At 40.0% G+C, this 24,148-nt stretch carries 18 protein-coding genes; 1 reads left to right on the plus strand and 17 read right to left on the minus strand.

All coding sequences use genetic code 11. The annotated features are described in order from the left end of the window. Positions 1–41: 41 nt before the first annotated feature. The 11 genes from rpe to hisS all read right to left on the minus strand — a co-directional run bounded on the left by rpe (position 42) and on the right by hisS (position 11,513). A complete protein-coding gene (rpe, locus tag AC1EKB_RS02120) occupies positions 42–707 on the minus strand; it encodes a ribulose-phosphate 3-epimerase (protein WP_004130865.1) in 666 nt (221 codons plus the stop codon). Between the two features lie 52 nt (positions 708–759). Beyond that, positions 760–1,719 (minus strand): prolipoprotein diacylglyceryl transferase, encoded by a 960-nt coding sequence (gene lgt, locus AC1EKB_RS02125; protein ID WP_415694214.1) that lies wholly within the window; start codon positions 1,717–1,719, stop codon positions 760–762. A gap of 97 nt (positions 1,720–1,816) precedes the next feature. After that, the gene (locus AC1EKB_RS02130) at positions 1,817–2,758 is read right to left on the minus strand and encodes a phosphatidate cytidylyltransferase (RefSeq protein ID WP_415694215.1); all 942 of its coding nucleotides are present in this window, start codon (positions 2,756–2,758) and stop codon (positions 1,817–1,819) included. Positions 2,759–2,762: 4 nt separating this feature from the next. After that, positions 2,763–3,317: a ribosome recycling factor gene (gene frr / locus AC1EKB_RS02135; RefSeq protein ID WP_415694216.1), complete on the minus strand. Its 555-nt coding sequence runs from the start codon at positions 3,315–3,317 to the stop codon at positions 2,763–2,765. 139 nt (positions 3,318–3,456) lie between these two features. Continuing rightward, on the minus strand, positions 3,457–4,206 hold the full coding sequence (gene pyrH, locus AC1EKB_RS02140) for a UMP kinase (protein ID WP_004130872.1): 750 nt from the start codon (positions 4,204–4,206) through the stop codon (positions 3,457–3,459). A 280-nt stretch (positions 4,207–4,486) separates the two neighbouring features. Next, on the minus strand, positions 4,487–5,590 hold the full coding sequence (locus AC1EKB_RS02145; protein WP_060785977.1) for an amino acid ABC transporter permease: 1,104 nt from the start codon (positions 5,588–5,590) through the stop codon (positions 4,487–4,489). Positions 5,591–5,595: 5 nt separating this feature from the next. Next, positions 5,596–6,273: an amino acid ABC transporter permease gene (locus tag AC1EKB_RS02150; protein WP_415694217.1), complete on the minus strand. Its 678-nt coding sequence runs from the start codon at positions 6,271–6,273 to the stop codon at positions 5,596–5,598. 1 nt (position 6,274) lies between these two features. Beyond that, on the minus strand, positions 6,275–7,147 hold the full coding sequence (locus tag AC1EKB_RS02155) for a glutamate ABC transporter substrate-binding protein (RefSeq protein WP_481248711.1): 873 nt from the start codon (positions 7,145–7,147) through the stop codon (positions 6,275–6,277). A 55-nt stretch (positions 7,148–7,202) separates the two neighbouring features. After that, positions 7,203–7,973: an amino acid ABC transporter ATP-binding protein gene (locus tag AC1EKB_RS02160; RefSeq protein ID WP_415694219.1), complete on the minus strand. Its 771-nt coding sequence runs from the start codon at positions 7,971–7,973 to the stop codon at positions 7,203–7,205. 199 nt (positions 7,974–8,172) lie between these two features. Beyond that, entirely contained in the window at positions 8,173–9,969 is a 1,797-nt protein-coding gene (gene aspS, locus AC1EKB_RS02165; protein ID WP_481248712.1) for an aspartate--tRNA ligase, read from the minus strand. A gap of 143 nt (positions 9,970–10,112) precedes the next feature. Continuing rightward, on the minus strand, positions 10,113–11,513 hold the full coding sequence (hisS, locus tag AC1EKB_RS02170) for a histidine--tRNA ligase (RefSeq protein WP_481248737.1): 1,401 nt from the start codon (positions 11,511–11,513) through the stop codon (positions 10,113–10,115). Positions 11,514–11,609: 96 nt separating this feature from the next. Here hisS and AC1EKB_RS02175 point away from each other — a divergent pair, with 96 nt between their 5' ends. After that, entirely contained in the window at positions 11,610–12,977 is a 1,368-nt protein-coding gene (locus AC1EKB_RS02175) for a DUF349 domain-containing protein (protein WP_481248713.1), read from the plus strand. 83 nt (positions 12,978–13,060) lie between these two features. On the opposite strand, the gene AC1EKB_RS02180 is transcribed toward AC1EKB_RS02175, so the two are convergent. From AC1EKB_RS02180 to ahpC, 6 genes are all read right to left on the minus strand, one after another. Next, entirely contained in the window at positions 13,061–14,188 is a 1,128-nt protein-coding gene (locus AC1EKB_RS02180; protein WP_481248714.1) for an Mrp/NBP35 family ATP-binding protein, read from the minus strand. Positions 14,189–14,192: 4 nt separating this feature from the next. Next, positions 14,193–17,126 carry an NAD-dependent DNA ligase LigA gene (ligA, locus tag AC1EKB_RS02185; protein WP_481248715.1) on the minus strand — a complete coding sequence of 978 codons (2,934 nt, stop codon included), beginning with the start codon at positions 17,124–17,126 and terminating at the stop codon, positions 14,193–14,195. Positions 17,127–17,182: 56 nt separating this feature from the next. Further along, positions 17,183–20,467: a tetratricopeptide repeat protein gene (locus AC1EKB_RS02190; RefSeq protein WP_481248716.1), complete on the minus strand. Its 3,285-nt coding sequence runs from the start codon at positions 20,465–20,467 to the stop codon at positions 17,183–17,185. Between the two features lie 245 nt (positions 20,468–20,712). Beyond that, complete coding sequence (locus AC1EKB_RS02195; protein ID WP_415701408.1) at positions 20,713–21,615, minus strand: LysR substrate-binding domain-containing protein; 903 nt, start codon at positions 21,613–21,615, stop codon at positions 20,713–20,715. 79 nt (positions 21,616–21,694) lie between these two features. Next, positions 21,695–23,323: an alkyl hydroperoxide reductase subunit F gene (ahpF, locus tag AC1EKB_RS02200; protein ID WP_481248717.1), complete on the minus strand. Its 1,629-nt coding sequence runs from the start codon at positions 23,321–23,323 to the stop codon at positions 21,695–21,697. Between the two features lie 101 nt (positions 23,324–23,424). Then, a complete protein-coding gene (gene ahpC / locus AC1EKB_RS02205; protein WP_481248718.1) occupies positions 23,425–23,988 on the minus strand; it encodes an alkyl hydroperoxide reductase subunit C in 564 nt (187 codons plus the stop codon). Positions 23,989–24,148 lie beyond the last annotated feature (160 nt).

The raw sequence follows: 24,148 nt of genomic DNA on the forward strand, positions 1-24,148 counted from the left end.
CGAATAATAAAATATTGGGGCACTTTTATGCCCCAATATTTCTATGCGCGCCAAGCTTCTTGAGCAATATTACGAATAGAATCAATTGCTTGAGCTGGGCTACTTGCTCCGTAAACTGCAGAGCCAGCAACAAGAACATCTGCTCCAGCTTGTGCAACAGTTGCAGCAGTAGATGGGCTAACACCGCCATCAACCTGAATATGTGTGCTTAATCCGCGTCGCGTAATCTCATCGCGTAAACGGCGAACCTTGTTCATTTGATTACTCAAGAACTTTTGACCACCAAAACCAGGCTCAACAGTCATAATAAGAACCATGTCAAACTCGTCTAAAATATCGAAAATAGGCTCAACTGGCTCGGCCGGTCGAACTGCAAAGCAAGCTTTGCAACCCATATCTCTAAGCTGACGCGCAAGACGCACAGGAGCGTGAGTTGCACCCATGTGGAAGCTAACAGAATCAGCCCCAAGCTTAGCGTATTCTGGTGCCCAACGGTCTGGGTCTTCAATCATCAAATGAACATCTACAGGAAGATTAGTAACTTCGCAAATGCGCTTTACAATCGGCTCCCCCAAAGTTAAATTCGGTACAAAATGATGATCCATAACGTCAACGTGAACAAGATCAGCATTTGAAATTGCTATAAGATCTCTTTCAAGATTGCAAAAATCTGCAGAAAGAATACTAGGTGCTATTTGTATATTCATGTGTTCCATTCTAAGAAAAGCAAGCGACTAGAAAAACAAAATCTAACTAAAACTAACTATTTAACTTAGATTCCTCTTTGACTTCTCTTTTAGAAACCATTTTTGTTTTGGATTGAAGTTCGCGCTCACGTTCGTATGCAGTAATGTCGATTAAACGGTTCACAAGATTTACTCGCGATTTTTTACTATTTTGCAAAATAACAAAAACAATAATCGAAGCAATAAAAATAACAATCGATACCCAAACGTTAATTCTTACTCCAAGGAAAGTGTGTGAAAAATCAATACGTAAAGCTTCAATCCACATTCTTCCAGCTGTATACCACATTACGTAAAGAACAAACTCGGAACCAGACTTAAGCTTGCTTTTAAGCGCTTTACTAAAGCATATAAGCAAAGCAGCACCTGCAAAATTCCAAAGCATCTCGTACAAAAACGTTGGGTGAAAAAGTGTGCCTTCTGGGCACGTAAGACCGTCGTAGCATCTTTCACTGTGACCAATTGCGTTTGACGCCGAATAATTAAGTTTTAATCCCCATGGAAGTGTTGTAGGAGCGCCATAAAGTTCTTGATTAAACCAATTGCCTAAGCGCCCTATTCCTTGAGCTACAAGCAATGCAGGAGCTGCACAATCAGCAAGTAGACTTATAGGATATTTTCTGTACACGCAAAATGCACTAGCAGCCAAAGAGCCAAGTATTACTCCGCCCCAGATTCCAAGTCCACCATTCCAAATCCTAAAAATTTCTAGAAAATCGCCATTTGCGCCAAAAAACTTCTCTGGAGTTGTAATAACGTGATATAGACGTGCACCAACAATTCCCATAGGAAGACTTACAAGAGCTATATCTAGAATTTGGTTAAAATCTCCGCCTTCTCGCTTCCATCTGCGATTAGCAATCCAAATTGCAACTAGTGCTCCAGCAAGAATCGAAAGCGCATAAAATCTTAATGTAATAGGTCCGAATGTAATTTGAGAAATACTTGGACTAGGAATAGCGCAAATTGTCATATTCTTTACTTTCCTTTATTTTCTTTTACTTTCAACAAAACATAAGGACTTTTGTTAAAACGTTTAATTGGTAAATTCTAATTGGTAAAAACTAATATTAGAATCCAACAGCTTTGATTAATGCCATTAAAACTGGCGCGCACAGCAAGATTGAGTCCACTCTATCTAAAACTCCGCCATGACCTTTAAGCAAATGACCCATGTCTTTAATGCCAATATCTCGTTTAAGCATAGATGCGCACAAATCACCAAAAGTTCCAACAATTCCAGACAAAATGCCCATAACAGCAGGCATCCACCAGAATTTAATCCAAGATGTTCCATAGAATCCAGCAACAATCGCGTAAGCTCCGATTAGTGCAAGAAGCATAGATCCTATAAGTCCTTCAACAGACTTTTTTGGAGATATTCGTGGAGAAAGCTTATGTTTACCTAACCATGCTCCAGCAAAAAGACCACCCGTATCGCTTAAAGCGGGTAAAAATATGAGTAGCATTGCGTGCGCTACAGCTTGTTTAGAATCAGCTATAGATAAAATAATGCAAGAAGCAAGAAGAGGAATATACAACACTACAAACAACGAAACAGCTGTATTAGTAAAAGTATTAGCTTTTAAGCTTTTAGAAGTTGCATGCTGTAGTTTCTTTTCTACAGCACGCATAGTTCTTTTAGATACAGTGCTATTTAGAGTTGCAAAAATAACAGTTAAAATAAGCGAGGCAGTTATTCCACTTGCCATTGCAACTGCATGCCACTTTGCGTAGAAGGTTGAAAAAATCGTAATAACCGAGCAAATAGACAGAATTGCAAAAGGAATCCTAAATCCTGCTGTAGCAAAATCAACGTGTAATTCCCACAACGCAAGAAGCATAAAAACAGTTAGAAGAACAACAAAAGCATCTATGCTTACAAGAAGACATGCCACAATTACAGCAATCAGCAGCACCGCAGTTGCAATAGCTTGTGGCATATTCCTGCCAGTTCGCTTGTTTATATCTGTTAAAGCTTCATAAGCATCGTTTGTAGCATTTGAATCCAAAGAATCAAACCTCCATGATTTCCTTCTGCTTGCCTTCTAGCAAAACATCTAAGGAATCAGTAACTTGCTTAGTTACTTTATCTAGTTCTTTTTGCAAACGATCGCCTTCGTCTTCGCCAATCTCGCCATCTTTAACAGACTTATCAATGCTTTCTTTAGTCTTGCGGCGAATATTTCTAACAGCAACCTTGCCTTCTTCTGCCTTGGTCTTAGCAAGCTTTACGTATTCTTTGCGCCTCTCTTCAGTAAGCTCTGGCATTGTAACGCGAATAACATTGCCATCTCTGTTAGGGCTAACACCCAAATCTGAATCGCGAATAGCTTTTTCAACAGCATTTGCTTGCGATGCATCAAAAGGAGTAACAGAAAGAGTTCTTGGCTCTGGAACGCCAATAGAAGCTACAGCCTTAATAGGAGTTGGCGCGCCATAATAGTCAACCATAATTCCATTAAGAAGAGCAGGATTAGCTCGACCAGTCCTAATGCCCATAAAGTTTTCTTTTGTAGCTTCAACAGACTTGTTCATTTGTTCAAGAGCCTGATCAATAATAGCTGGCATGTGTTCTCCTTTATTGGTATTAGTTGTGCCAATTAAAATTTTATTTATAAATTTTAGGTTTGTTAAATTTTAGGTTATTAAGTTATTGCCTAATTTGCATGTTCTATTTATTGATGATTATTCACTAATATTTCATCTATTAAGCAAATGTAGGCTCGTCGTTAGAAACCAAAGTTCCGATTTGATCTCCGACTAATGCGCGAGTAACGTTTCCTTCTCCTTCTAGACCAAATACACGAATCTTTTGGCTGTTGTCTCTAGCCATAGAAAGCGCAGAAGCGTCCATAACTGCAAGACCATCAACAAGCGCGCGATGGTAATTAAGAGTGAGGAATTTCTTAGCATTAGGATCTTTGCGAGGATCTGCACTATAAACTCCGTCAACGCCATTCTTACCCATTAAAACTTCATCGCAATGAATCTCTAAAGAACGCTGAATAGAAACGGTATCGGTTGAAAAATAAGGCATTCCAGCGCCTGCACCAAAAATTACAACTCGGCCTTTTTCTAAGTGTCGAATCGCTTTAAGTGGAATATAAGGCTCAGCAACTTGACCCATTGTTATAGCAGTTTGAACGCGAGTTGCCTGACCTGCTTGCTCAAGAAAATCTTGCAAAGCTAAGCAATTCATAACAGTTCCAAGCATACCCATATAATCGCCACGACTACGATCGATGCCAGCTTGTTGAAGCTCTGCACCGCGGAAGAAGTTTCCGCCGCCAACAACGATTGCAACTTGCACGCCTTCATGCACTGCTTTTACAATCTCGCCAGCAATTCTACGAATAACATGAGTATCTATACCAACGGCGCCACCGCCAAATGCTTCTCCCGAGAGCTTTAACAAAACTCTACGAGACTTGCTTTCCCCCGCTTGTGCGATAGTCATAAAACTTTCCTCCAGTCATAACGGCGAACGCAAGCATATCTTTGTTATAATATCTTTCAATGACGACACAGCAAAACACGATTTTTAACATGATTGTGGCGATTTTGTGCCGATTTTTATTTTAAGCATGTTTTGTAACGTTTTAAGCATGTTTTAGTCGTGTTTTAGTAAATACTAAATAGAGTTTTGTTCAAACGAATAAAACAAACGAATAAAAATAGCGCAACAGGCGGAATCAAACCCATTGCGCTATTATTCATGATTAATCTAAAAGTTATGACTAATCATGCTTTTTATTATTTTTATCTTGGTTAGTATTTTGACTATCATCTAGATTCTCGTCACCTGTTTCTAGATGATGCTCATCGTAGCCTTGCAAGTAACGCGTGCGACGCCAATGGTGAATAGAAGCATTTGTGCCGCGATGATGCACGTGGTACTTTCTAGGAGTTCCACCATGAGGCAGCTCTTTAACTTCCTTAGCAACAGCAATCTGATTCACGTTAGAAGGATCCATAATTGCGATTGGCGCAACAGGTTCTGGCTCAGTCGGAGCTGCTGTTCTGCTACTAAGCTTTGATGGAAGCCATTCAGCAAACCAAGAAAGAGCCCAACAAATCAAGAAGTACACAATTGCAGCAACAGTCAAAGTTTGCAAAATATTAAAGTACATTGATCCAAGTCGTCTAGATTCTTGGAGCAAATCAGTGTACATAATTATGGAACCTAATGCAGTATCTTTTAACACAACAACAAGCTGAGTTACAGCTGCTGGAAGCATTGCGAATATAGCTTGCGGCATTTCGATTTGTGTTAAAGACTGATATTGAGATAATCCAAGAGCTAAAGATGCTTCACGCTGACCGTTAGGAAGATTTCCAACGCCAGAGCGAACTAACTCTGCAACAACAGAACCATTGTACAAAATCAAAGACAACACAACAGCCCAATAAGACGCGCCACTTATTCCAGCAAATGCAAATCCTCGCCAAAGGAAGATCATAAGCAAAAGCACTGGTACAGCTCGACAAAACTCAACAACAACTGCAGAAATGCTACGAAGAATCAAGCTAGGCAATAGTCTTAAAAGACCAAACAAAAGTCCAAAAACTATTGATCCTGCAACAGCAAGAAGCGAAGCTTTAAGAGTCATCCACAATCCTGGAAGATAAAAATCGCTCCAAGCTTCCGATTCTACAGCTGGATTCCACAATGCCCACGAAAGCTGATTCTCGCCCTCTGGAGGATTGCTAAGTCTTAAAAGCAAAGCAATAACAATAAGCGCAAACACAACGCAAGCAACAATATTTGCAATGCGAATCTTCTTTAGAGCCTTAGGTCCAGGCGCATCAAATAACAGAGATTTTTCTTGTTCTTTTGCCATTTTTATCACCTTCTAACCGCAAGCTTATTAGACAAATAAGTTGTAAGAATACCAATTGGAATAATCAACACAATGTATCCGCATGCAAAAATCAAAAAGATTGGAACAATCAAATCTGCATGCCTTTCAATCATCTCGCTCATAAGAGTAGATGTTTCAGTTGCAACAGATGCAGCTGCAGCAACAGTGGAATTTTTAAGCAACGCAATAAACGTGTTTCCAAGAGGTGCTACCGATCCGCAAAATGTTTGAGGCAAAATCACATTAAAAGCCGATTGGAAGAAGTTAAGTCCAAGCGCTCTACATGCTTCTGCCTGACCCAAAGGTACTGTATTTAAGCCAGATCTTAAAGATTCGCAAACAAATGCTGCAGTGTAGAAGCTCAAGCCAGCAATTGCAAGCCAGAAGAAGTTTACGCTAAAAACATCAGAAAAACCGAGCTTTAGCTGAGCATACACGCCAAGAACCATAAACACCATGATTATAGTTAGAGGCATATTCTTAAAGAACTCAACATATGCGCTTGCAATAATGCGAAGCGAATGAATTGGGCAGATCCTCATCATAACTAGAATCACGCCAAGAATCGTGGAAAAAAGCGTGCTCCACAATGTGATTTCAATATTTACCAAGAATGCTCCTGGAATATTGTACGAGGTAAATAATTGCACAAAGTCTTGCATTTTACTCCTCCCCCTCATTTGGTACTGGCGGATTATACTTTGCGTTTGGCTTAAAACCAGTTCCGCGCATGTTATCGTCTAATGCCCTTTTCCATGAGCCATTTTTAATCATGTCTTTAAGAGCATTATTAATGCGCTTAGCTAGCTTAGTGTTTCCTTTTTTAATGCCAATTCCGTAGTGTTCTTCAGTAAATGGCTTACTAACAAGCTTTAGTCTGCCGCGCGATGCTGTAGCAAGGCCAGCAAGAATAATATCGTCTGTTGTAACAGCGTCTACGATTCCAGAGAATAATGCTGTTGCACACTCCGCATAGCCAGGCTGTTGCATAAGTTGAACTTTTGAAGAATACTTCTCTTTAATAACTATTGCAGACGTAGAACCAGTTACAGAGCATAAGCGCTTTCCGTCTAAATCATCTGGGCCGCTTACTTTATGCTCGTCTTTGCGAACTAATAAATCTTGGCCAGCAATAAAATATGGTCCTGCAAAAGAAACAGTGTTTTTTCTAGCATCTGTTATGGAATATGTTGCAACAATCATATCCACATCGCCATTTTGGAGCATTGCTTCGCGCTGTTTTGAAGGCGATTCCTTCCAAACAATCCTATCTTCGGAGTAACCCAACTTTTTGGCAACGTATTTTGCAACGTCTACATCAAAGCCTACGTATGTTCCAGATTTTTTGAAACCAAGACCAGGCTGATCAAACTTAATACCAATGCGTATTACGTTACTGCGATTATCGCTACTGCAAGCGCTAAGCGGGAAAACGCAGCACAATACGCATATCATAGATAAAATCACGCGGTACGTATGTCTTAATCCCAGTTTGCAGCGCTTACACTTAAGCGCAATATTGTGTAAATATTTCATAGCTACCTCTTAAAGACTTAAAAATCTATATTAATGACTTAAAAAATGAGTCAAATTAATGAGTCAAAATCTTTGAAAGGAAGTCTTTTGCTCTGTCTGTCTTTGGATTTTCAAAGAACTCTTCTGGCGTATTTTGTTCAAGAATACGACCATCTGCCATAAACACGATTTTGTCTGCAGCTTTACGCGCAAAGCCCATCTCGTGAGTAACGCAAATCATGGTCATTCCTTCTTTTGCAAGCTCAACCATAACATCAAGAACTTCGTTAACCATTTCTGGATCAAGCGCAGATGTAGGCTCATCAAAAAGCATAACCTTTGGATGCATTGCAAGCGCACGAGCAATCGCAACTCGCTGCTGCTGACCGCCAGAAAGCTGAGAAGGCATCTTATTTGCTTGATTATCTACGCCAACTCTAGCAAGAAGATCCATTGCTAAACTTTCTGCTTCTTGCTGTTCCATGTGACGAACCTTAATAGGAGCAAGCGTAACGTTTTCTAGAATCGTCTTATTCGCAAAAAGATTAAAGGACTGGAACACCATTCCTACTTCTGCACGCAATGCAGCAAGTTCTTTTCCTTCTTGAGGAAGAGGCTTACCGTCAATGCGAATATCTCCAGAGTCGATTGTTTCAAGACGATTAATCGTCCTGCACATTGTTGACTTGCCAGAACCAGAAGGTCCAATAATAACAAGCACTTCGCCTTTACTAACCGTTAAGTTAATATCTTTCAAAACGTGAAGCTTGCCATAATGTTTTTCAACATGACTAAGTTCCACTAAAGGCTGTGCTACTTTTTTTGTATTGTTTAATTTAGTATCCATAGAAAGGATTTTAATGTTCTTGTGTTACATGCGTTTATCGTAATAGTTACTTTTAACCACCTATAAAGTTACGAAAAACATTAAAAATGATACAAAAATGTTAATTTTACATAAAAAATGCCGTTAAGCCTTGATTTTGGTTTAGTTAACCAAATGACTTAACGGCATATGAATATTAATTCTTGTTTAACGCTTGCGACTACTCGTCTTCTTCTGGATCGTAGTCAACGCCAGTTTCTGCACGCTGTTCGGCAGAGATTGGAGCAGGAGCACCAGTTAGAGGATCACGGCCGCCGCCAGCCTTAGGGAATGCGATTACGTCGCGAATCGAACTTGCGCCTGCAAGAATTGCAGCAGTACGATCCCAGCCCAAAGCAATACCAGCGTGAGGTGGAGCACCATACTTAAACGCTTCAAGCAAGAAGCCAAACTTTTCGTCTGCTTCCGCTTTATCGATTCCAAGAACGTTAAGAACGCGATCTTGAATATCGTCGCGGTGAATACGAACGGAGCCGCCGCCCATCTCGTTACCGTTGCAAACAATGTCGTAAGAATCGCTCATTGCATGCTCTGGGTCTTTATCGAACTTATCAATCCAATCAGCAGATGGCATTGTAAATGGATGATGCATAGAAGTCCACTTGGAGTGGCCGACTGCAACATCGTCATCGTCTGGATCATCCGTGCGCTTAAACAGTGGGAAGTCAACAACCCAAGTAAAAGCAAACTCATCTGGGTGAAGCAATCCTGCGCGGCTAGCAAGCTCTACTCGGACAGCACCGAGCAAAAGCTGAGAAGATTCACGGCTGCCTGCTGCAAAGAATACTGCATCGCCATCTTGCGCACCAACAGCTTCTTTAAGTCCTGCGCGTTCTTCTTCGCTAAGATTCTTAGCAACAGGGCCTTTGAGCTCACCATCTTCACCAAAGACTACGTAAGCCAAGCCCTTAGCTCCGCGCTGCTTAGCCCAATCCTGCCATGCGTCAAACTGACGACGAGGTGTATCTGCACCGCCCTTAAAGAGCACAGCGCCAACATAAGGAGCTTGGAACACGCGGAATGGAGTGTTCTTAAAGAAGTCAGTCAACTCAATAAGTGGGTTTCCAAAACGCAAATCTGGCTTATCGGAACCGTACTTATCCATTGCTTCCTGCCAAGTGATTCGAGGCAAAGGAAGAGTAATCTCGTGACCAGCTTCCTTCCAAATAGCTGCAATAACGCGCTCTGCCATAGCCATAACATCTTCTTGGCTTGCAAAGCTCATTTCCATATCGAGCTGAGTGAACTCAGGCTGACGATCTGCGCGGAAGTCTTCATCGCGGTAGCAGCGAGCAAGCTGATAGTAGCGTTCAACACCAGAAACCATAAGCAACTGCTTTAAGAGCTGAGGAGACTGTGGAAGAGCGTACCAAGAGCCTGGAACCAAGCGCGCTGGAACAACAAAGTCGCGAGCGCCTTCTGGAGTGGACTTAATAAACGTTGGTGTTTCTACCTCTGTAAAGTCCATATCTTCCAAAGCGTGGCGAGCAGCTTTAGCCATATTAGAGCGAAGCTTCAAATTGCGTTGCATTGATGGGCGGCGCAAATCAAGATAACGGTACTTCAAACGTACGTCTTCGCTAGGAAGCTTGTTTTCGGACTCGTTTTCCAAAGCGGTAGAAACTTGGAATGGTAACGCATCGGACTTAGCGAGAATTGTTACTTTATTTGCAACGATTTCGATTTTTCCTGTTGCTAAATGGTCATTTTCATTGCCATCTGGACGCAAGCGAACTTCGCCAGTAACTTGCACAACATACTCGCTACGCAATGGTCGCGCAGTTTCTTCATCGTAAATAACAACTTGTACTAAGCCAGTGTTGTCTCGAACGTCTACAAAGGCAACGCCACCGTGGTCGCGGCGACGATCAACCCAACCAGCAATGGTTACGTTTTGTCCAACTAATGTCTCAGTCACTTCAACGGCATGGTGTGTGCGATACGCCGTCTGGCTCATAAGTCCACTTCCTTGTTTGAATAATTTTGTTAATTTTTGTTTTGACTTTAATAGTTTACCGCATGAATCGCGCTTTCAAATATTAAAATCTTAAAAAGCAAATTGCAAATCTTAAATCTTAAATCTTAAAAAGCAAATTGCAATTATTGAGCGCAAGAAACAGTTTGATGTGCATATGCATCATCTGGCTGCCAAGACGTAACGTCTGCGCAAACTTGCTCTCCTGTAATAATGTTTTTTACTTCATCATGACTAGATTCAGAATCTGTGCTATCTGCTGGGAACCAAACGTATGGAATACCCAACTTATCTGCATATTTGATTTGTTTACCAAGCTTTGCTGCACTTGGAGAAACGTCTGTTGCAATTCCTCTAGAGCGAAGCTTTTGAGCAATATTATTACAAGCTGGCCTATCTTCCTCGTTCCAAACTGCAACCATTACTGCAGCAGGAGAAACGCGTGAAACTGTAGCTCCAGCTGTGTGAAGCATGTAAGAGAGCAAGCGCGAAAGCCCTATAGAAAGACCTACGCCTGGATACTTTTTGTTTCCTTGAGAAACAAGATTGTCGTATCTTCCGCCAGAGCAGATTGACCCTAGGGATTCAGCGCCTTCTAGGAACGTCTCGTAAACTGAGCCAGTGTAATAATCCAAGCCGCGTGCAATCTTCAAATCTGCAACAACAGATCCTGGACGAATTTTTGATGCATCGTCTACAATCATCGCAAGCGTTTCTACGCCTTCAATCGCTAAAGCGTAAGATTCATTGCTGGAATCCCTAGAAATATTGTGTTTATCGCATAAAGCGTTGAATTTAGTCTTTAACTCTTCACCACTATTTGCGCTAAGCTCTGCCAGCTCTAAGCATGCTGCAGCTTGAGAATCCGTAGCTGCGCATTCTTTTACAAGAAGATTTGCAACTTCTTTTGCGCCAATCTTATCTAGCTTATCGATTTCTCGAAGAACACCTTCAATATCGCTTAAGCCAATTCCTCTATAAAAACCTTCGGAAAGCTTGCGATTATTCGCGTGAACAGTTGCTTTTGGCAATCCAAACTTGCGCAAACGCTCCAAAGCTTCGACCATAACAAGTGGAAGCTCCACTTCGTAGTGAGATGGCAAGTCGCCATTTCCTACAACGTCAATATCTGCTTGAACAAACTCGCGGAAACGTCCTTCTTGTGGACGCTCTCCACGCCAAACTTTTTGCATTTGCCAACGCTTAAATGGGAATGCTAAATCGCCAGTGTGTTCAACAACATACCTACTAAGAGGAACTGTTAAATCAAAGTGCAATCCAATGCGATTTTCAACTGGTGTGTCGCTTTCATGACCCACTTCTTGCAATCTAGATAAAAGATATATTTCTTTACTAGTTTCGCCTTTTTTCAACAAGCTTGAACCCTGCTCAACAGCACGAGTTTCAATGCCTATAAAACCATTTAATTCAAAGACTTCCCGCAATGTGTCCATAACACGCTGCTCAACAGCGCGCTCACTTGGAAGCCACTCCGGAAAACCAGATATTGATGAGCCTTGTACCATGTCCACTATAATAGGTTATGTTGCGGAAAAATCATGGCTTACCGTCATACTTATTCGTAACACTATTACCGTGCATATGCTCTAAGGAGTCGTCCCGTGACCGAACAGACTAAACCTATAGAAACTACTAAACAAGCTACCCCAAAGCCGCATGCTCCTTCGCCTGCAAGCTTAGCAAATAAAGCTCGCGTTGTTGCTGCCGTTCCTGCTATTTCTTATAGCGAAGAAGACGTTAAAACCGCAAAAACCTTTGGGCGCGTTGATGAAAATGGAAACGTATACGTTCGCACAGAAGAAGGCGAGCGAGAAGTAGGACAATACTCCACTGGCACTCTAGAAGACGCTTTGACTTTCTACGTGCACCGTTATCTTGACTTAAAAATCAAGCTTGATCTTTTTGAAAAAAGACTTGAATCTTCTAATGTAAGACCAAAGGAAATTGATGAGACTTTAGCTACTTTAGATGCAGATCTTAAAGAGCCATCAGTTGTTGGAGATCTTGCTGCATTAAGTGCGCGACACGCCGAGCTAAAAACTAAAGCTGCGTCTAAAAAAGAAGAACTCGCTAAAGCGCGTAAAGCAGAATTAGAAAAAGCTCTTAAAGATCGCACAGCTATTGTTGAACAGGCAGAAGCTCTTGTTGCGCAAATGGGCGAGTCTACAAATTGGCGTTCGCTTTCCGATAAGCTTCGTTCACTGTTTGATAAGTGGCAGCAGCATCAGCGCACTACGATTCACTTAAATAAAGCGGATGCAGATGCTCTTTGGCAGCGTTTTTCCAAGGCTCGTTCCGCATTCTCTCAAGCTCGTTCCGCTTGGGTTAAAGAGCGAGATAATGAGCGCAATAGTGCTAAAGAGATTAAGGAAGCAATTATTGCTGAAGCAGAAAGCCTAAAGAACTCTACTCAATGGCGTGAAACTTCAATGAAGTTTAATGCTTTGATGGATCGCTGGAAGAAGGCTGGAAATGCTGGTCGTCAACACGACGACGAATTGTGGACTAAGTTCCGCGAAGCTGCAGATGCTTTCTACCATGCTCGTCAAGAAGATAGAGAAAAGATGAGCGCTGGCGAAAAAGAGAATCTTAGCAAGAAGGAAGCTTTGCTCGTTAAAGCAGAAGCTCTTGTTCCTGTTAAAGACGAAGAAGCTGCTAAAGCTGCTCGCAAAGCATTGTCTGAGATTCAAGAAGAATGGGACAAGATTGGTTTTGTTCCACGCGAAGATATGCGCAGAATTGAATCTCGCTTGAATGATGTAGACAAGAAGATTAAGGCTGTTGAAGATGCTGCTTGGAAGGATGCGGATCCTGAGGCAGATGCTCGCAAGTCTAGTTTTGCTGCTCAATTGAAGGCTCAACTCGAGGAGCTTGAGTCTAAGATTGCAAGCGAAAAAGATGCAAAGCGTAAAGCTAAGCTCCAGGCAGAGAAAGCAACTAAAGAACAGTGGCTTAACGCTATTAAGTAGTTTGTTTTAATGTCTTAACAAAATAAAGCATATTGCAAATGAGGCTGCTTGACGAAAAGTCAAGTGGCCTCATTTTTTATCGATTAATCGATTAATGATTTTGCAAGACTAACAAATGTATTCGCTAATTGAGTGTTTGCTAGTTTGCCTTCTTTTGTAAGAACAGCAGGTCTGCCCGATTCTCCAATTTCTCTAATACTTGTGTCTAACGGGATTTGAGCAAGAAGAGGAACGTTCTTACCGAGAGCTTTGCAAAGCTGATTACTAACACGCTTTCCGCCTCCAGAACCAAAGATTTCTAAGCGTGCTCCATTGTTATCGAACCAACTCATATTTTCTACAACACCGCGCACATTAACTGGAATTTGCAAAGCCATAAGCCCCGCTCTAACAGCAACATCCGAAGCGCTAGGTTGAGGTGTTGTAACAACAACAAGCTCCACATTCGGCAATGATTGTGCAACAGCTAAAGCCATATCTCCTGTTCCAGGAGCCAAATCTAAAAGAAGCACGTCTGGATCTGCCCACCAAACATCGCATAAAAATTGCTCAAGAGAACGTTGCAAACGGGGTCCCCTCCACAAAATCGCGCGATCTGTTCCAGCAAACATTCCAATAGAAATCAGCTTAACTCCCCAAGCTTCAACTGGCATAAGCATGCCGTTCAGATTAGTAGGTTGAGTTGTAATTCCAAACATGCGAGGTAATGAAAAACCATAAACATCTGCATCTATTGCTGCTGTTTTATAGCCAAGAGATGCAAAAGTGGCAGCCAAATTAGCTGTTATAGAAGACTTTCCAACTCCGCCTTTTCCAGATGCAATAGCAAAAATCCTTGTTTTAACGCCATTTTTATTGAACGGGTTTTCTTTACGCTCCTCTTTTAAATCCGAAACAAGCTTTGCAAGCTTATCTTTGCTCATAGCACTTACGTTTACTGTTGGAATAAGCGTTGCATTTGGATACTTTTCTACAGATGATTGAACTCTTTGCGTAATAACTTGAGCTAATGGGCAATCTGGAACAGTAAGCTCAATGTCTATAGAAACGCTATAAGTTGGATTATGATTATTTGATTCGCATGATTTTTCGCTTACACGAATGCCCGTAACCATGTTTAATTCGGTAACAGAACGCCCTAATTCTGGATCAATCACACTACCCAATAAGTCGTAAATACGCGTTTCTAATTCAACAAGATTATTACTCATGTTTTTACAATTCACTTTGCGAATCAAGTGTAATATCGTTTTTTAGTGCAGATTCAACACTACCCGTTTTAAGTAAAATCTTAAATTGATTCTCGTTCAACATTGGTATGCCAAGTTCTTCTGCTTTAGCTTCTTTAGATCCAGCATTTGCTCCAACAATCACACAATACGTTTTTTTACTAACAGAAGATGCAGCTTTTCCACCTCTAGATACAATAGCTTCTTTAGCGGAGTCTCGTGTGAAATCTTCTAAAGACCCTGTAATAACAACAGTTTTGCCACTAAGCGTTTGCTCAAGATTATTGGATTGTGCGGAATCGTTTCCAACAACTCCAGCTTCTTTCCATTTTCTTAAAACTTCGCTACGCCAATCGTTAGAATCTTTTGATTTTTCAAACCAATCGTAAACAGCTTGAGCAATTTCTGGACCAACGCCATCAATTTGAGTTAAGTCCTCAATAGTCGCATTTGCAATATTCTCGATTGAGCTAAATCTTGCAGCTATAAGACGAGCTGTTGGAGGCCCAAGCCTGCGAATAGAAAGTGCCACTAGCACACGCCAAAGAGGCGCAGACTTACCTTTTTGAGCTATTTCTTCTAGCATTGCTCTTGTTGTTTCGCTAGGACGAGTGTATTCTGGCGCTTCAACTGTTTTAAGAACATTATTTATGCGAATTTTCTTTTCAACTAGCTTTGTTACATACGCATCTACAGGAACTTCAAACAGTGGGTAGTTTGGATTAAAAGATTGCTTAGATTCATCACTACTAGAGCTACTAGAGCTTCCATAGTCGTTAGAATTACTAGATTTACTAGAATTACTAGAATCATCATTCGACTTTCTTCTAGTAGCTTCTAAAGGCCTAGTCCAAAAAGCTGAGACTTGCCTCCATAATCCACTTCCGCCAATCTTTTTAGATCGTTTTTTGAGTTTTCCGTCTTTTCCTACTTCTTCCCATTCTTCAACAAGCGGAATCTCCTTCCAAACTTTAACATTTCGCAAATCGTTAGCGTTAAGGTTAAAGATATCGGCTTCGCTAGTAAGAACAGGATTTTGAGGCTTAGGAAGATCACAATTAGATTCTGGTAGAATCGGCGGATTAGAAGATCCACGCTCAACAACTATTTTGCTTATGTTTTTATCTTCAATATAAACTTTTGACGTTATTGGCCTAGAATCTTCTGGATTAGTTAGTGCAAGAGCAGATGCTTCTCCAAGATTTTCAATATCAAAAGCTTGTCTTGAAGCCAAGTTGATTATGCGCTCAGTCAGCTGAGCTGGGCAATTTTCTACATTAGGGCAGCGAATGTCTTTGTCGCCTTCTTTTGTAGGAGCAAGTTTTGTTCCGCAAGATGGGCAATACTCTGGCATAACGAATTTTTTCAATTCATTTTCTCTGCCATCTCTATATTTGAGCACAGGTCCAACTAATTCTGGAATAACATCTCCAGCTTTGCGAACAACAACAGTATCTCCAATAAGTACGCCTTTATGCTCAACTTCGTATGGATTGTGCAAAGTTGTACGAGATATAGTGGAGCCTGCAACAGTTACTGGCTCTAAAACAGCTACTGGAGTTACCCTTCCTGTTCTTCCAACTTGAACAATAATATCTTTTAAGCGTGTATTAACTTCTTCTGGCGGATACTTGTACGCAATTGCCCAACGCGGCGCTCTAGAAGTTGCTCCGAGCTTTCTTTGCAATGCGCGATCATCTACTTTAACTACAATTCCATCTAATGCATGAATGATAGTGTTTCTATGCTCACCATAGTAGTCAATCATGTCTTCTATTTGTTCAAAAGACGTAACTTTGCGCGTGTACGGAGAAACAGGAATCCCCCATTTTTTGTACAATTCGTAAGCGTCCGATTGGTTGAATGATGTTTGGGTATGCGCATTAGATTCGCCACCGCTTTGCGCTAAGTCCTTCCACTTTAGATTTCCTAATCCGTGTGCTATAAAACTCAAGCGTCTTGTGGCTGTAATTCTAGGATCTTTTTGTCTTAAAGAGCCTGCAGCTGCGTTTCTTGGATTCGCAAAAGGAGCTTTACCTAAATCTTCCTGCTCAATATTCAGTTTTCTAAAATCCGCCCACTTCATAAATACTTCGCCGCGAATTTCCACAAATTCTGGAATATCGTCTGGATTTTCTCCATGCAATTGCGTAGGAATTTCTTCGATTGTTCTTACGTTTAGCGATATGTCTTCTCCAGTAACACCGTCTCCTCGGGTTAGTCCTTGTTCCAAAGTTCCATTTCGGTAGATAAGATTTAGCGCAAGTCCATCGATTTTTACTTCGCATGTCATTGGCAACGGCTTATTTTCTGGCCATTGCAAGTCTCGAATAATGCTGTTATACCAGGATTTTAATTCATCAATCGAAAAAACATCATCCAAGCTCATCATTCTTGAAGGGTGACGAACTGGCGCAAAATCGTTAGAAAAAGTTCCGCCAACTCTATGTGTTGGCGATTGAGGCGTGTCTAAAATCGGGAAAGTAGCCTCAAGAGCGCTCAAAACACGCATTCTTGCGTCGTAAGCTGCGTCGGAACTTGTTGGAGAATCGTCAACATAGTATGCGATTTGATCTGCTTGCGCCCATGCAGCCAATTTTGCCCACAATCTTGCGCCTTGCTCTGTTGTTAAAAGCGAAGGCTCAAGCTTAGCTAATTGCATTGCGTCCGAATCCGACGGCTCTAGCTTAGCAATCCAACTGTCAAAATCTGCGATTGAACTAAAAGAGTTAGACTCGCTTAAATCGCTTGTTACATCGTGTGATTGCTTTGCGCTTTGGATTGACGCAAATTTGCCATCATCGCTTGGCTCATTATTATTTTGTATATTTTCAGCATTATTAACACTATCTAAGTCATCAAAAAGTGACAATTGCGCACCACTCGAATGTTGCGTTGAATCACCATTAGATGCAGCCATGAGTCTTCCCTTCAAAGCGTTTTAGTATATTTTATAGCCCATTTAACAAGAATTTATTAAGCGTTAAGAGATCGCAAAAATTGCATTTGAACAATACTTTCAGAAGAATCGTTTCTAAAAAGCATTCTAGATCTAGCAACAGAAAGAGTTCGCGCAATAACAAACATACCCTCATTAACAGTGACTTTTGCAGCTTCGTCAATAATCTCATATGCATTAACATCTGGCCAATTCACAACATTATTTATTTCTAGCATTTCTTTTGCTTGATGCAAGCTTTTAGGAACAGAGATGCATTGAGATTCAACTCTACTTAAGAGTTCTGCAAGCTCTACTTCTAGAGATTCATTTTTTTCGCTAAACAAGTCATCTGCAACCATATATGCGGCAACAGCTAGAGGGAAGTTATCTTGCATCCACTCTGCATATGCTAGCCTGTAGTAAATAAACGCAGCATCTTCTCTATCAAAACAGACTTGTAAAGCGTTTAAGCATACTGCTTCTACAGAAGGCCAATCTTCTTGACAAGATAATTGCGAAGCTAGCTTTAAGTGAGATATAACATACGTTGGAGCGTAAGAAACCATTGTATTTAGATGTTTTAGCGCCTCTTTACTTCTTCCAAGCTGGCCGAGTAAATCCGCAATCTCCATATGCGCGTAGAAAAGTCCGTCTGGTATAAGCCTCATTTGCTCGTTTTGCGTTGCAAACATGCGATTATAAACAACGCGCTCAGCATACGAGTTAAAGTATCTTGGAACAACGTCTCCAGAAGCAAACATATCGTCAAAATGCTTTATATTGTTTTCATACTCTTCGATTGCACTGTCTAAGTCTCCACTCATAAATTGTTCGTGAGCACGTACTCGCATATTGTAAATATCTTTTGAAGCGCTAAACGATATTTCTGGTATTTCTTTTTCGTCTATTAACGCGCTTATTACACGGTTTGCTTGATCATTTAGCTCTGGATCGTTAATGCTTTCAACAATATCCATTGCCATACGAGCTTTTTCTGCATTCGTCATAATTGCTTTAGACGCTATGTGATTAAAATCAGCAACCGCTTGTTGTAAAACGTCTTCTCGCTGGATTGAAAGGCCTTTTGCATCTTGAGTCGCTAACAATTCTTGCGACTTTGCGTCAAAAATTATGTCGGAAAACTCTGGTTCTTCTTGAGCACCATGCGGCGCAAAGCAGCTGTCTCTTAAGTCAAACGTTGGCTCAATTTGGCTTAATGCGCCGTTTTCGTCGACTTGCAAAGTTGCATTAAACTTTTTATACGTTTCAAGAGGATTATTTAATCCGTATGCGCGTATGTGTTTTAAGAACGACTTTCTAGTAAAAGTAACAGTTAGCAACGGTATAATCGAAGGCGATTTACTAAAAGCTGCCATTGGGTCTTCGTTTTTTGCGCTATTATTGCTATCGCTATTATCACTACGATTAGTGTTCCTACTGTTATCACTGTTGTTTGCGCTTGCATCTTCAAGATTTTCTACAACGCTTTCAACAAAATTATCTGAAGCACTATCCGAGCTACTATCTGCATTCGATCCTAAATTAGCAAATCCATTGCTAACGTCTCCATGAATATCCCCATCTTTTGGATCGCCTTTTGCTCTTGAAGCATTTTTATTCATATGATTAATCGCATTAATCGTTTGGCTTAGAATTTTATTCATTGCAACATCTTGAGCTGCAACCATTTCCTCTAAGCCGATTGAATCCAATCGTATTGAAACGTTTTGCACTTCTTCGCTAGCTCCAAAAGCAAGAGTAGCCAATATTAATCCAATACGAAGATTGTAGTTAGTTGTCATTTTGAATCTATTTTGTTCGCTTATTGGAACAAAATCTTTTTTAGTAGAATCGTATGTTAAAGTAGGCATCATTGAATTGCCTGTTGCCATAAATGCTAATGCAACATTCCCACTATCTAAATTAGATCTAAAATCAGCATCGAATCTAAAAGGCAAATAAAGACTTCTGATTAGTTCAGAAAGTCTTTGCCTGTATGACCATTCACAATTAGAAGATCCGTTAGCTTTATAAATATACAAATCATTAGATTTTCTTGCACGATTAAGCAAATGCAATAATGGCCTAATATTATTGTCTTGCAACGGATTGCCAAAAGAATTCATGTCAATCTCGCCACTTGCGCAAAAAGCTGGATCGTTTATAAAAGCCATATCCATTGCACAAACTTGATTATAAGTTGCGTTATTTTCTGTTAAATCACCGCCATTAGTGCAGTTTTCTTCTAAGCAATTGCTAATAGACTGGAATCTATTTATTGCTCCTTCTATACGCAAAGCTTTTAACGCGGATTTTGCTTCCAAAGAATCATCCCAAACTAAAAAGTTTGCGTCTGAACATTTAGATTTTTGCAAATGCAATCTTTCAGCGGCGTGTTCAGCCTCTAATGCCCCAGCATCCTCTAATGCTCCAGCGTCTGCCATTAAGTACGTAAAATATTTCTCCATTGCAGAAACGCGTAAACCAGCTCTTTCTGCTGTGTTTGCATCGCAAACGCTTCGCCTAATAGCGCTCAAAGGTGCTTCTTTTGTAAGATGCCTAAATATGTTTCCAGACCCAAATCCACTAAAAGCTAACAACATATCTGGCACAAAGAATGATGCAAAATAAGATATAGCGATTGCGTCAAAATAACTAAGATTGCAACGCAAATTATTAGGCAAATCTACACGCGTTTCTTCTAGCGTATAAGTTTCTTTTTTAGTATTTGCTTTGCGAATCCAAGACGACACCCATTGAATTCCGTCATCTTTAGAAGTTTGAACAACAACATCTCCCTTAATAACAACTAAATCATTATTTGACTTATTCTTAAAACAACTTTTTTTGATATGGCTCGCTTTATGGCTTGCTCGAGTAGTTTTTTTATCAATGCAACCGTAGAATCTATGTGAGCTAGAAAGAGTCATAGAGTTTTGCTCAACAAAAGACAATTCGGGTATATTTTCCGTTGTATCTTCAATTGTTACAGTGTGCCCTTCGTAAACTCTGCCTTCTAAATCAGCAACAGCAACTTGGTAAAAACGTTTGCAATCTTTGCTAAACAATCCAATTGAAATACCTTGTTTTTTGCCATAAATCTTAATCCAGCCCAGTTTCGTTGAGCTAGGCATAAAAGGAAAATCGTTAAAAATATGTTTTTTTGAAAATAGCTTAACAGGAATTGAGTTTTTGTTTTCCCAAAGCGTATCGATTGTACGTAGCGCAATCTGCATGCTTCTATCTGCGTCATAATTGCAATTTTTTGCATCATGGCAGATTGAATCAGCGTTATTGCTAGATTGCACTTGGTTTTGCATAATCCCCATTCTTTCTTATTGCACAACTTTAACGTAAGACAATAAAATTCTACACAATTGATTTATACGTATCTTATTGATTCTTACTAAACATTCTAAGTATAGCGAATATTCTAAATATAAATGATTGTTGAATCGCAAACATGCAATCAAATTTTATCGAAAATCTTACTAAGATTCTGCTAAAAGTCTGCTAAATCATATTAAATATGCAAATAATCAAATATTAAAATATGTGATTGAAATTATTTTTTATGCAAATTCGCGCAAGTTCCATAAATAATCGTGCATAATCCTTCCATAATCTTGTCTACTGGAGAAGCAGCTCGCCAATTTAAGTACAGTGAACGATACGGCTTTGGACTATTAAACTCGCGAATTGTTAAACCAGCTGGCTGAACAATAGGAGGGAGAGTTGCAAGACGTGGCAGCAATGTTACATCTTTACTTTCAACAACCATGTATCGTAAGGTTTCCAAAGATGTTGCACAAAATTCGGACTGCTTTGCTCCAACCTTTTGACAAACATCAATCATACTTCGTCTCATACAATGTCCATCTTCCAAAAGAAGTATTTTTTGACTAGATAATTGAGACAAATCGATTGGAGATTTTTGGTTTCCCAATTGCGAATTTGTTGACGCTGCTAAAACAAAATCTTCATCAAAAATGTGATTAACCTTTATTGACGATTCGTTTAACTTTTCGCTCAATATTGCTGCATCGATTTGACCATTATTTAGCAATTCGATTAAAGTTGCAGACTTTTCTTCAACAAAATGAATAGTAAAATTCGGCTTAATCTTACGCAAAACAGGTATTATTCTAGGCAAAAGATATGGGCATAATGTTGGGAAAATGCCTAAAACTATTGTAGAAGACCAAGGATCTTCTAGGCGCCTTGCTGCTTGATAAATGTTAGAAACATCCGAATGAATACGCTTTGCATAATACACAACTTCTCTTCCTGCAGGAGTTAAAATCTGCTTTCCAGGAGTCCTCTCAATAAGACAAACTCCAAGCGTGTCTTCTAGCTTTTTAATCTGCGTAGATAAAGTTGGCTGAGAAACGTGCATGCGCTCGGCAGCTTTTGTAAAGCTTTCTTCTTTTGCAAATGCAATTAAGTATTCAAGCGATTTAATGTTCAAGTATTTATCTTTCTATGCGTGTTATAGTCGTGCTATATGCGTATTCTACGCGCGTTCTATGATTGTTCCAGGCATGATTTTAATTATGTGGGTCTCTAATTAAATAGTCGAAAGCGCTAAGAGCTGCATTTGCGCCAGACCCGTATGCTGTAACAATCTGCTTATAAGGCTCATCCGAGCAATCGCCAGCAGCAAAAATTCCAGGAATACTCGTGCATCCTTTTCTATCTGTTACTATTTCTGCTCGATTGTTTAAGCTTAGTTTATTTTCAATCCACTTTGTATTTGGCATTAAACCAATTTGAACAAACACTCCGTCTGTGTGTAAAATTTTCTCACGATTTTCCGCATTATTCTCATTGCGATCCATATAATGCGCTGCGGTAACTTTTTTGTTATCTCCATCTATTTTGCTAAGAGATGCACTTGTTATTACATTTGCATTAGAAAGAGAATGCAAAGTGTTTAGCAATATTTGATCCGCTTTAAGAGAATCCATAAACTCTATAACAGTAACGTGATTTGCAATTCCTGCTAAGTCTATTGCAGCTTCGACTCCAGAATTTCCTCCACCAACAACTACAACATTCTTGTTCTTAAACAAAGGGCCATCGCAATGCGGGCAGAACGACACTCCCCTGTTTCTGTATTCATCTTCTCCAGGAACACCGAGCGTTCTCCACGTAGCGCCTGTTGCAATAATCACCGCTTTAGCTTTTAGACTTCCGCCAGATTTAGTGTTAATCGTGTGTAATCCGTAAGGCTCTTCTGCAACGTCTAAAGACGTAGCCCAATCGGGAGTAAATACGTCAATGTTGTATTGAGCAATGTGGTTTGTTAAATCGCTAGCAAGTTTTGCGCCTGTTGTGTGCGTTTGAGAAATGTGGTTTTCAATGCTTTCTGTTTCAACAACTTGACCGCCTCTGTGGTCCATAATCATTGCTGTTTTAAGACCTTTTCTAGCTGTGTAAATCGCAGCAGCGCTCGCAGCAGGACCTCCGCCTACAATAAGAACGTCGTATGGGTTTTTAGCGTTCATTTTTTGCGCTAGTGAAGAATCGCCAGAAACCGTAGAATCACTAGAATCGCTAGAATCCCCATTTTCTTCTTGTCTTAAAAGAATCGCAACTAATTCGTCTATAGATGACCTTCCAGAAGAAATCATCTTTCCGTTTTCAAAAACAGCAGGAACACTCATTACACCAAGAGCATCTACCTCGTCTTTGAAAGCGCTTCCTTCTACAGCAATATGCTTTACTTTTGGATTGATAATCGAAATTGTATTAAGTGACTGAACAACCTCTGGGCAATTAATGCAAGTAACAGACATGTATGTAGTAATATCATGACTTCCAAGTTGCAAAATTGCTTTGCGCTGGTCTTCGCTTATTTTGGGAGCATAACCACTTACTTGTAAAATAGCCAAAACTAAAGAGCTAAACTCGTGACCAAGTGGCAAACCTGCAAAACTTACAGAAACGTTATTTTGCGGATTAGTAATTGAAAAACTTGGGATTCGCTTCGTGCTACTTTTATCATCTTTTATAACAGTGATTTTGTTGCTTTGATTTGCTACTTCTTGCAAAAGCTCAATAACTTTTTGAGAATTTTCACTACTATCAACGTACGCAACAAGATTAATCGGATTAACCATTTTTTCTAGCAATCCAGCAAGTTGAGTAGTTAAATTTGAATCTAATAAAGTCATTATTTTCACTTTCTGTAGCAATCAAAGCAACGTGTAAATTGTGTTAAAATCAGTCGATAAAATCAGCAGTTAAAATAAGCAAACAAAATCAACTGTTAAAATCAGATCTTCCCAACTAAGTCAATAGATGGAGCAAGTGTTTCTTCTCCCTGCTCCCACTTTGCTGGGCATACTTCTCCTGGATGGGCTGCAATAAATTGTGCAGCTTTAATTTTGCGAATCATCTCGTCGGCGTTTCTGCCGATTCCATCTGCTGTCATCTCATAGAATTGAATATTGCCTTGAGGATCCACCAAAAAAGTTGCGCGATGAGCTAAACCAGATTCCTCATTTAGCGCATTAAAGTTTCTAGAAAGCGCACCATTTGGGTCTCCAAGCATTGTGTATTGAACCTTTGCAATAGCTTTAGAGTCATCGTGCCAAGCTTTGTGAACAAAGTGCGTATCTGTTGAAACAGAATAAACTTCTACGCCTAACTTTTGAAGCTCTTCATAGTGATTTGCAAGATCTTCAAGCTCTGTTGGGCATACGAATGAAAAGTCTGCTGGATAGAAGAAGAAAATAGCCCATTTTCCAAGAACGTCATTGTCGTTTACTTCTACAAAATTGCCATTCTTGTATCCATTTACCTTAAACGGAAGAATATGCGTACCAATAAGGCTCATAACAACTCCAATCTTTACTTGTTTGCTAAAATCTTTTATTGCTTTTTGCAATATTTTTAGTTAAACGTGTTAAATAGTTTGCTTAGGAATCTAGATTTAACCGTATTTTTATAATAGATTATTTATATTAATAATCCTATATGTATAGATAATCTCTATA

The sequence above is a fragment of the Gardnerella sialicivorans subsp. sialicivorans genome, assembly GCF_056746795.1.

What these genes read in the sequence shown, in the direction of transcription:
- AC1EKB_RS02145 (WP_060785977.1), bottom strand. Translation starts at nt 5,590, where the DNA reads ATGGCAAAAGAACAAGAAAAATCTCTGTTATTTGATGCGCCTGGACCT.
- AC1EKB_RS02180 (WP_481248714.1), bottom strand. Translation starts at nt 14,188, where the DNA reads ATGAGTAATAATCTTGTTGAATTAGAAACGCGTATTTACGACTTATTG.
- AC1EKB_RS02160 (WP_415694219.1), bottom strand. Translation starts at nt 7,973, where the DNA reads ATGGATACTAAATTAAACAATACAAAAAAAGTAGCACAGCCTTTAGTG.
- AC1EKB_RS02155 (WP_481248711.1), bottom strand. Translation starts at nt 7,147, where the DNA reads ATGAAATATTTACACAATATTGCGCTTAAGTGTAAGCGCTGCAAACTG.
- lgt (WP_415694214.1), bottom strand. Translation starts at nt 1,719, where the DNA reads ATGACAATTTGCGCTATTCCTAGTCCAAGTATTTCTCAAATTACATTC.
- pyrH (WP_004130872.1), bottom strand. Translation starts at nt 4,206, where the DNA reads ATGACTATCGCACAAGCGGGGGAAAGCAAGTCTCGTAGAGTTTTGTTA.
- ahpC (WP_481248718.1), bottom strand. Translation starts at nt 23,988, where the DNA reads ATGAGCCTTATTGGTACGCATATTCTTCCGTTTAAGGTAAATGGATAC.
- AC1EKB_RS02150 (WP_415694217.1), bottom strand. Translation starts at nt 6,273, where the DNA reads ATGCAAGACTTTGTGCAATTATTTACCTCGTACAATATTCCAGGAGCA.
- AC1EKB_RS02190 (WP_481248716.1), bottom strand. Translation starts at nt 20,467, where the DNA reads ATGCAAAACCAAGTGCAATCTAGCAATAACGCTGATTCAATCTGCCAT.
- aspS (WP_481248712.1), bottom strand. Translation starts at nt 9,969, where the DNA reads ATGAGCCAGACGGCGTATCGCACACACCATGCCGTTGAAGTGACTGAG.
- frr (WP_415694216.1), bottom strand. Translation starts at nt 3,317, where the DNA reads ATGCCAGCTATTATTGATCAGGCTCTTGAACAAATGAACAAGTCTGTT.
- hisS (WP_481248737.1), bottom strand. Translation starts at nt 11,513, where the DNA reads ATGGTACAAGGCTCATCAATATCTGGTTTTCCGGAGTGGCTTCCAAGT.
- ahpF (WP_481248717.1), bottom strand. Translation starts at nt 23,323, where the DNA reads ATGACTTTATTAGATTCAAATTTAACTACTCAACTTGCTGGATTGCTA.
- ligA (WP_481248715.1), bottom strand. Translation starts at nt 17,126, where the DNA reads ATGGCTGCATCTAATGGTGATTCAACGCAACATTCGAGTGGTGCGCAA.
- rpe (WP_004130865.1), bottom strand. Translation starts at nt 707, where the DNA reads ATGAATATACAAATAGCACCTAGTATTCTTTCTGCAGATTTTTGCAAT.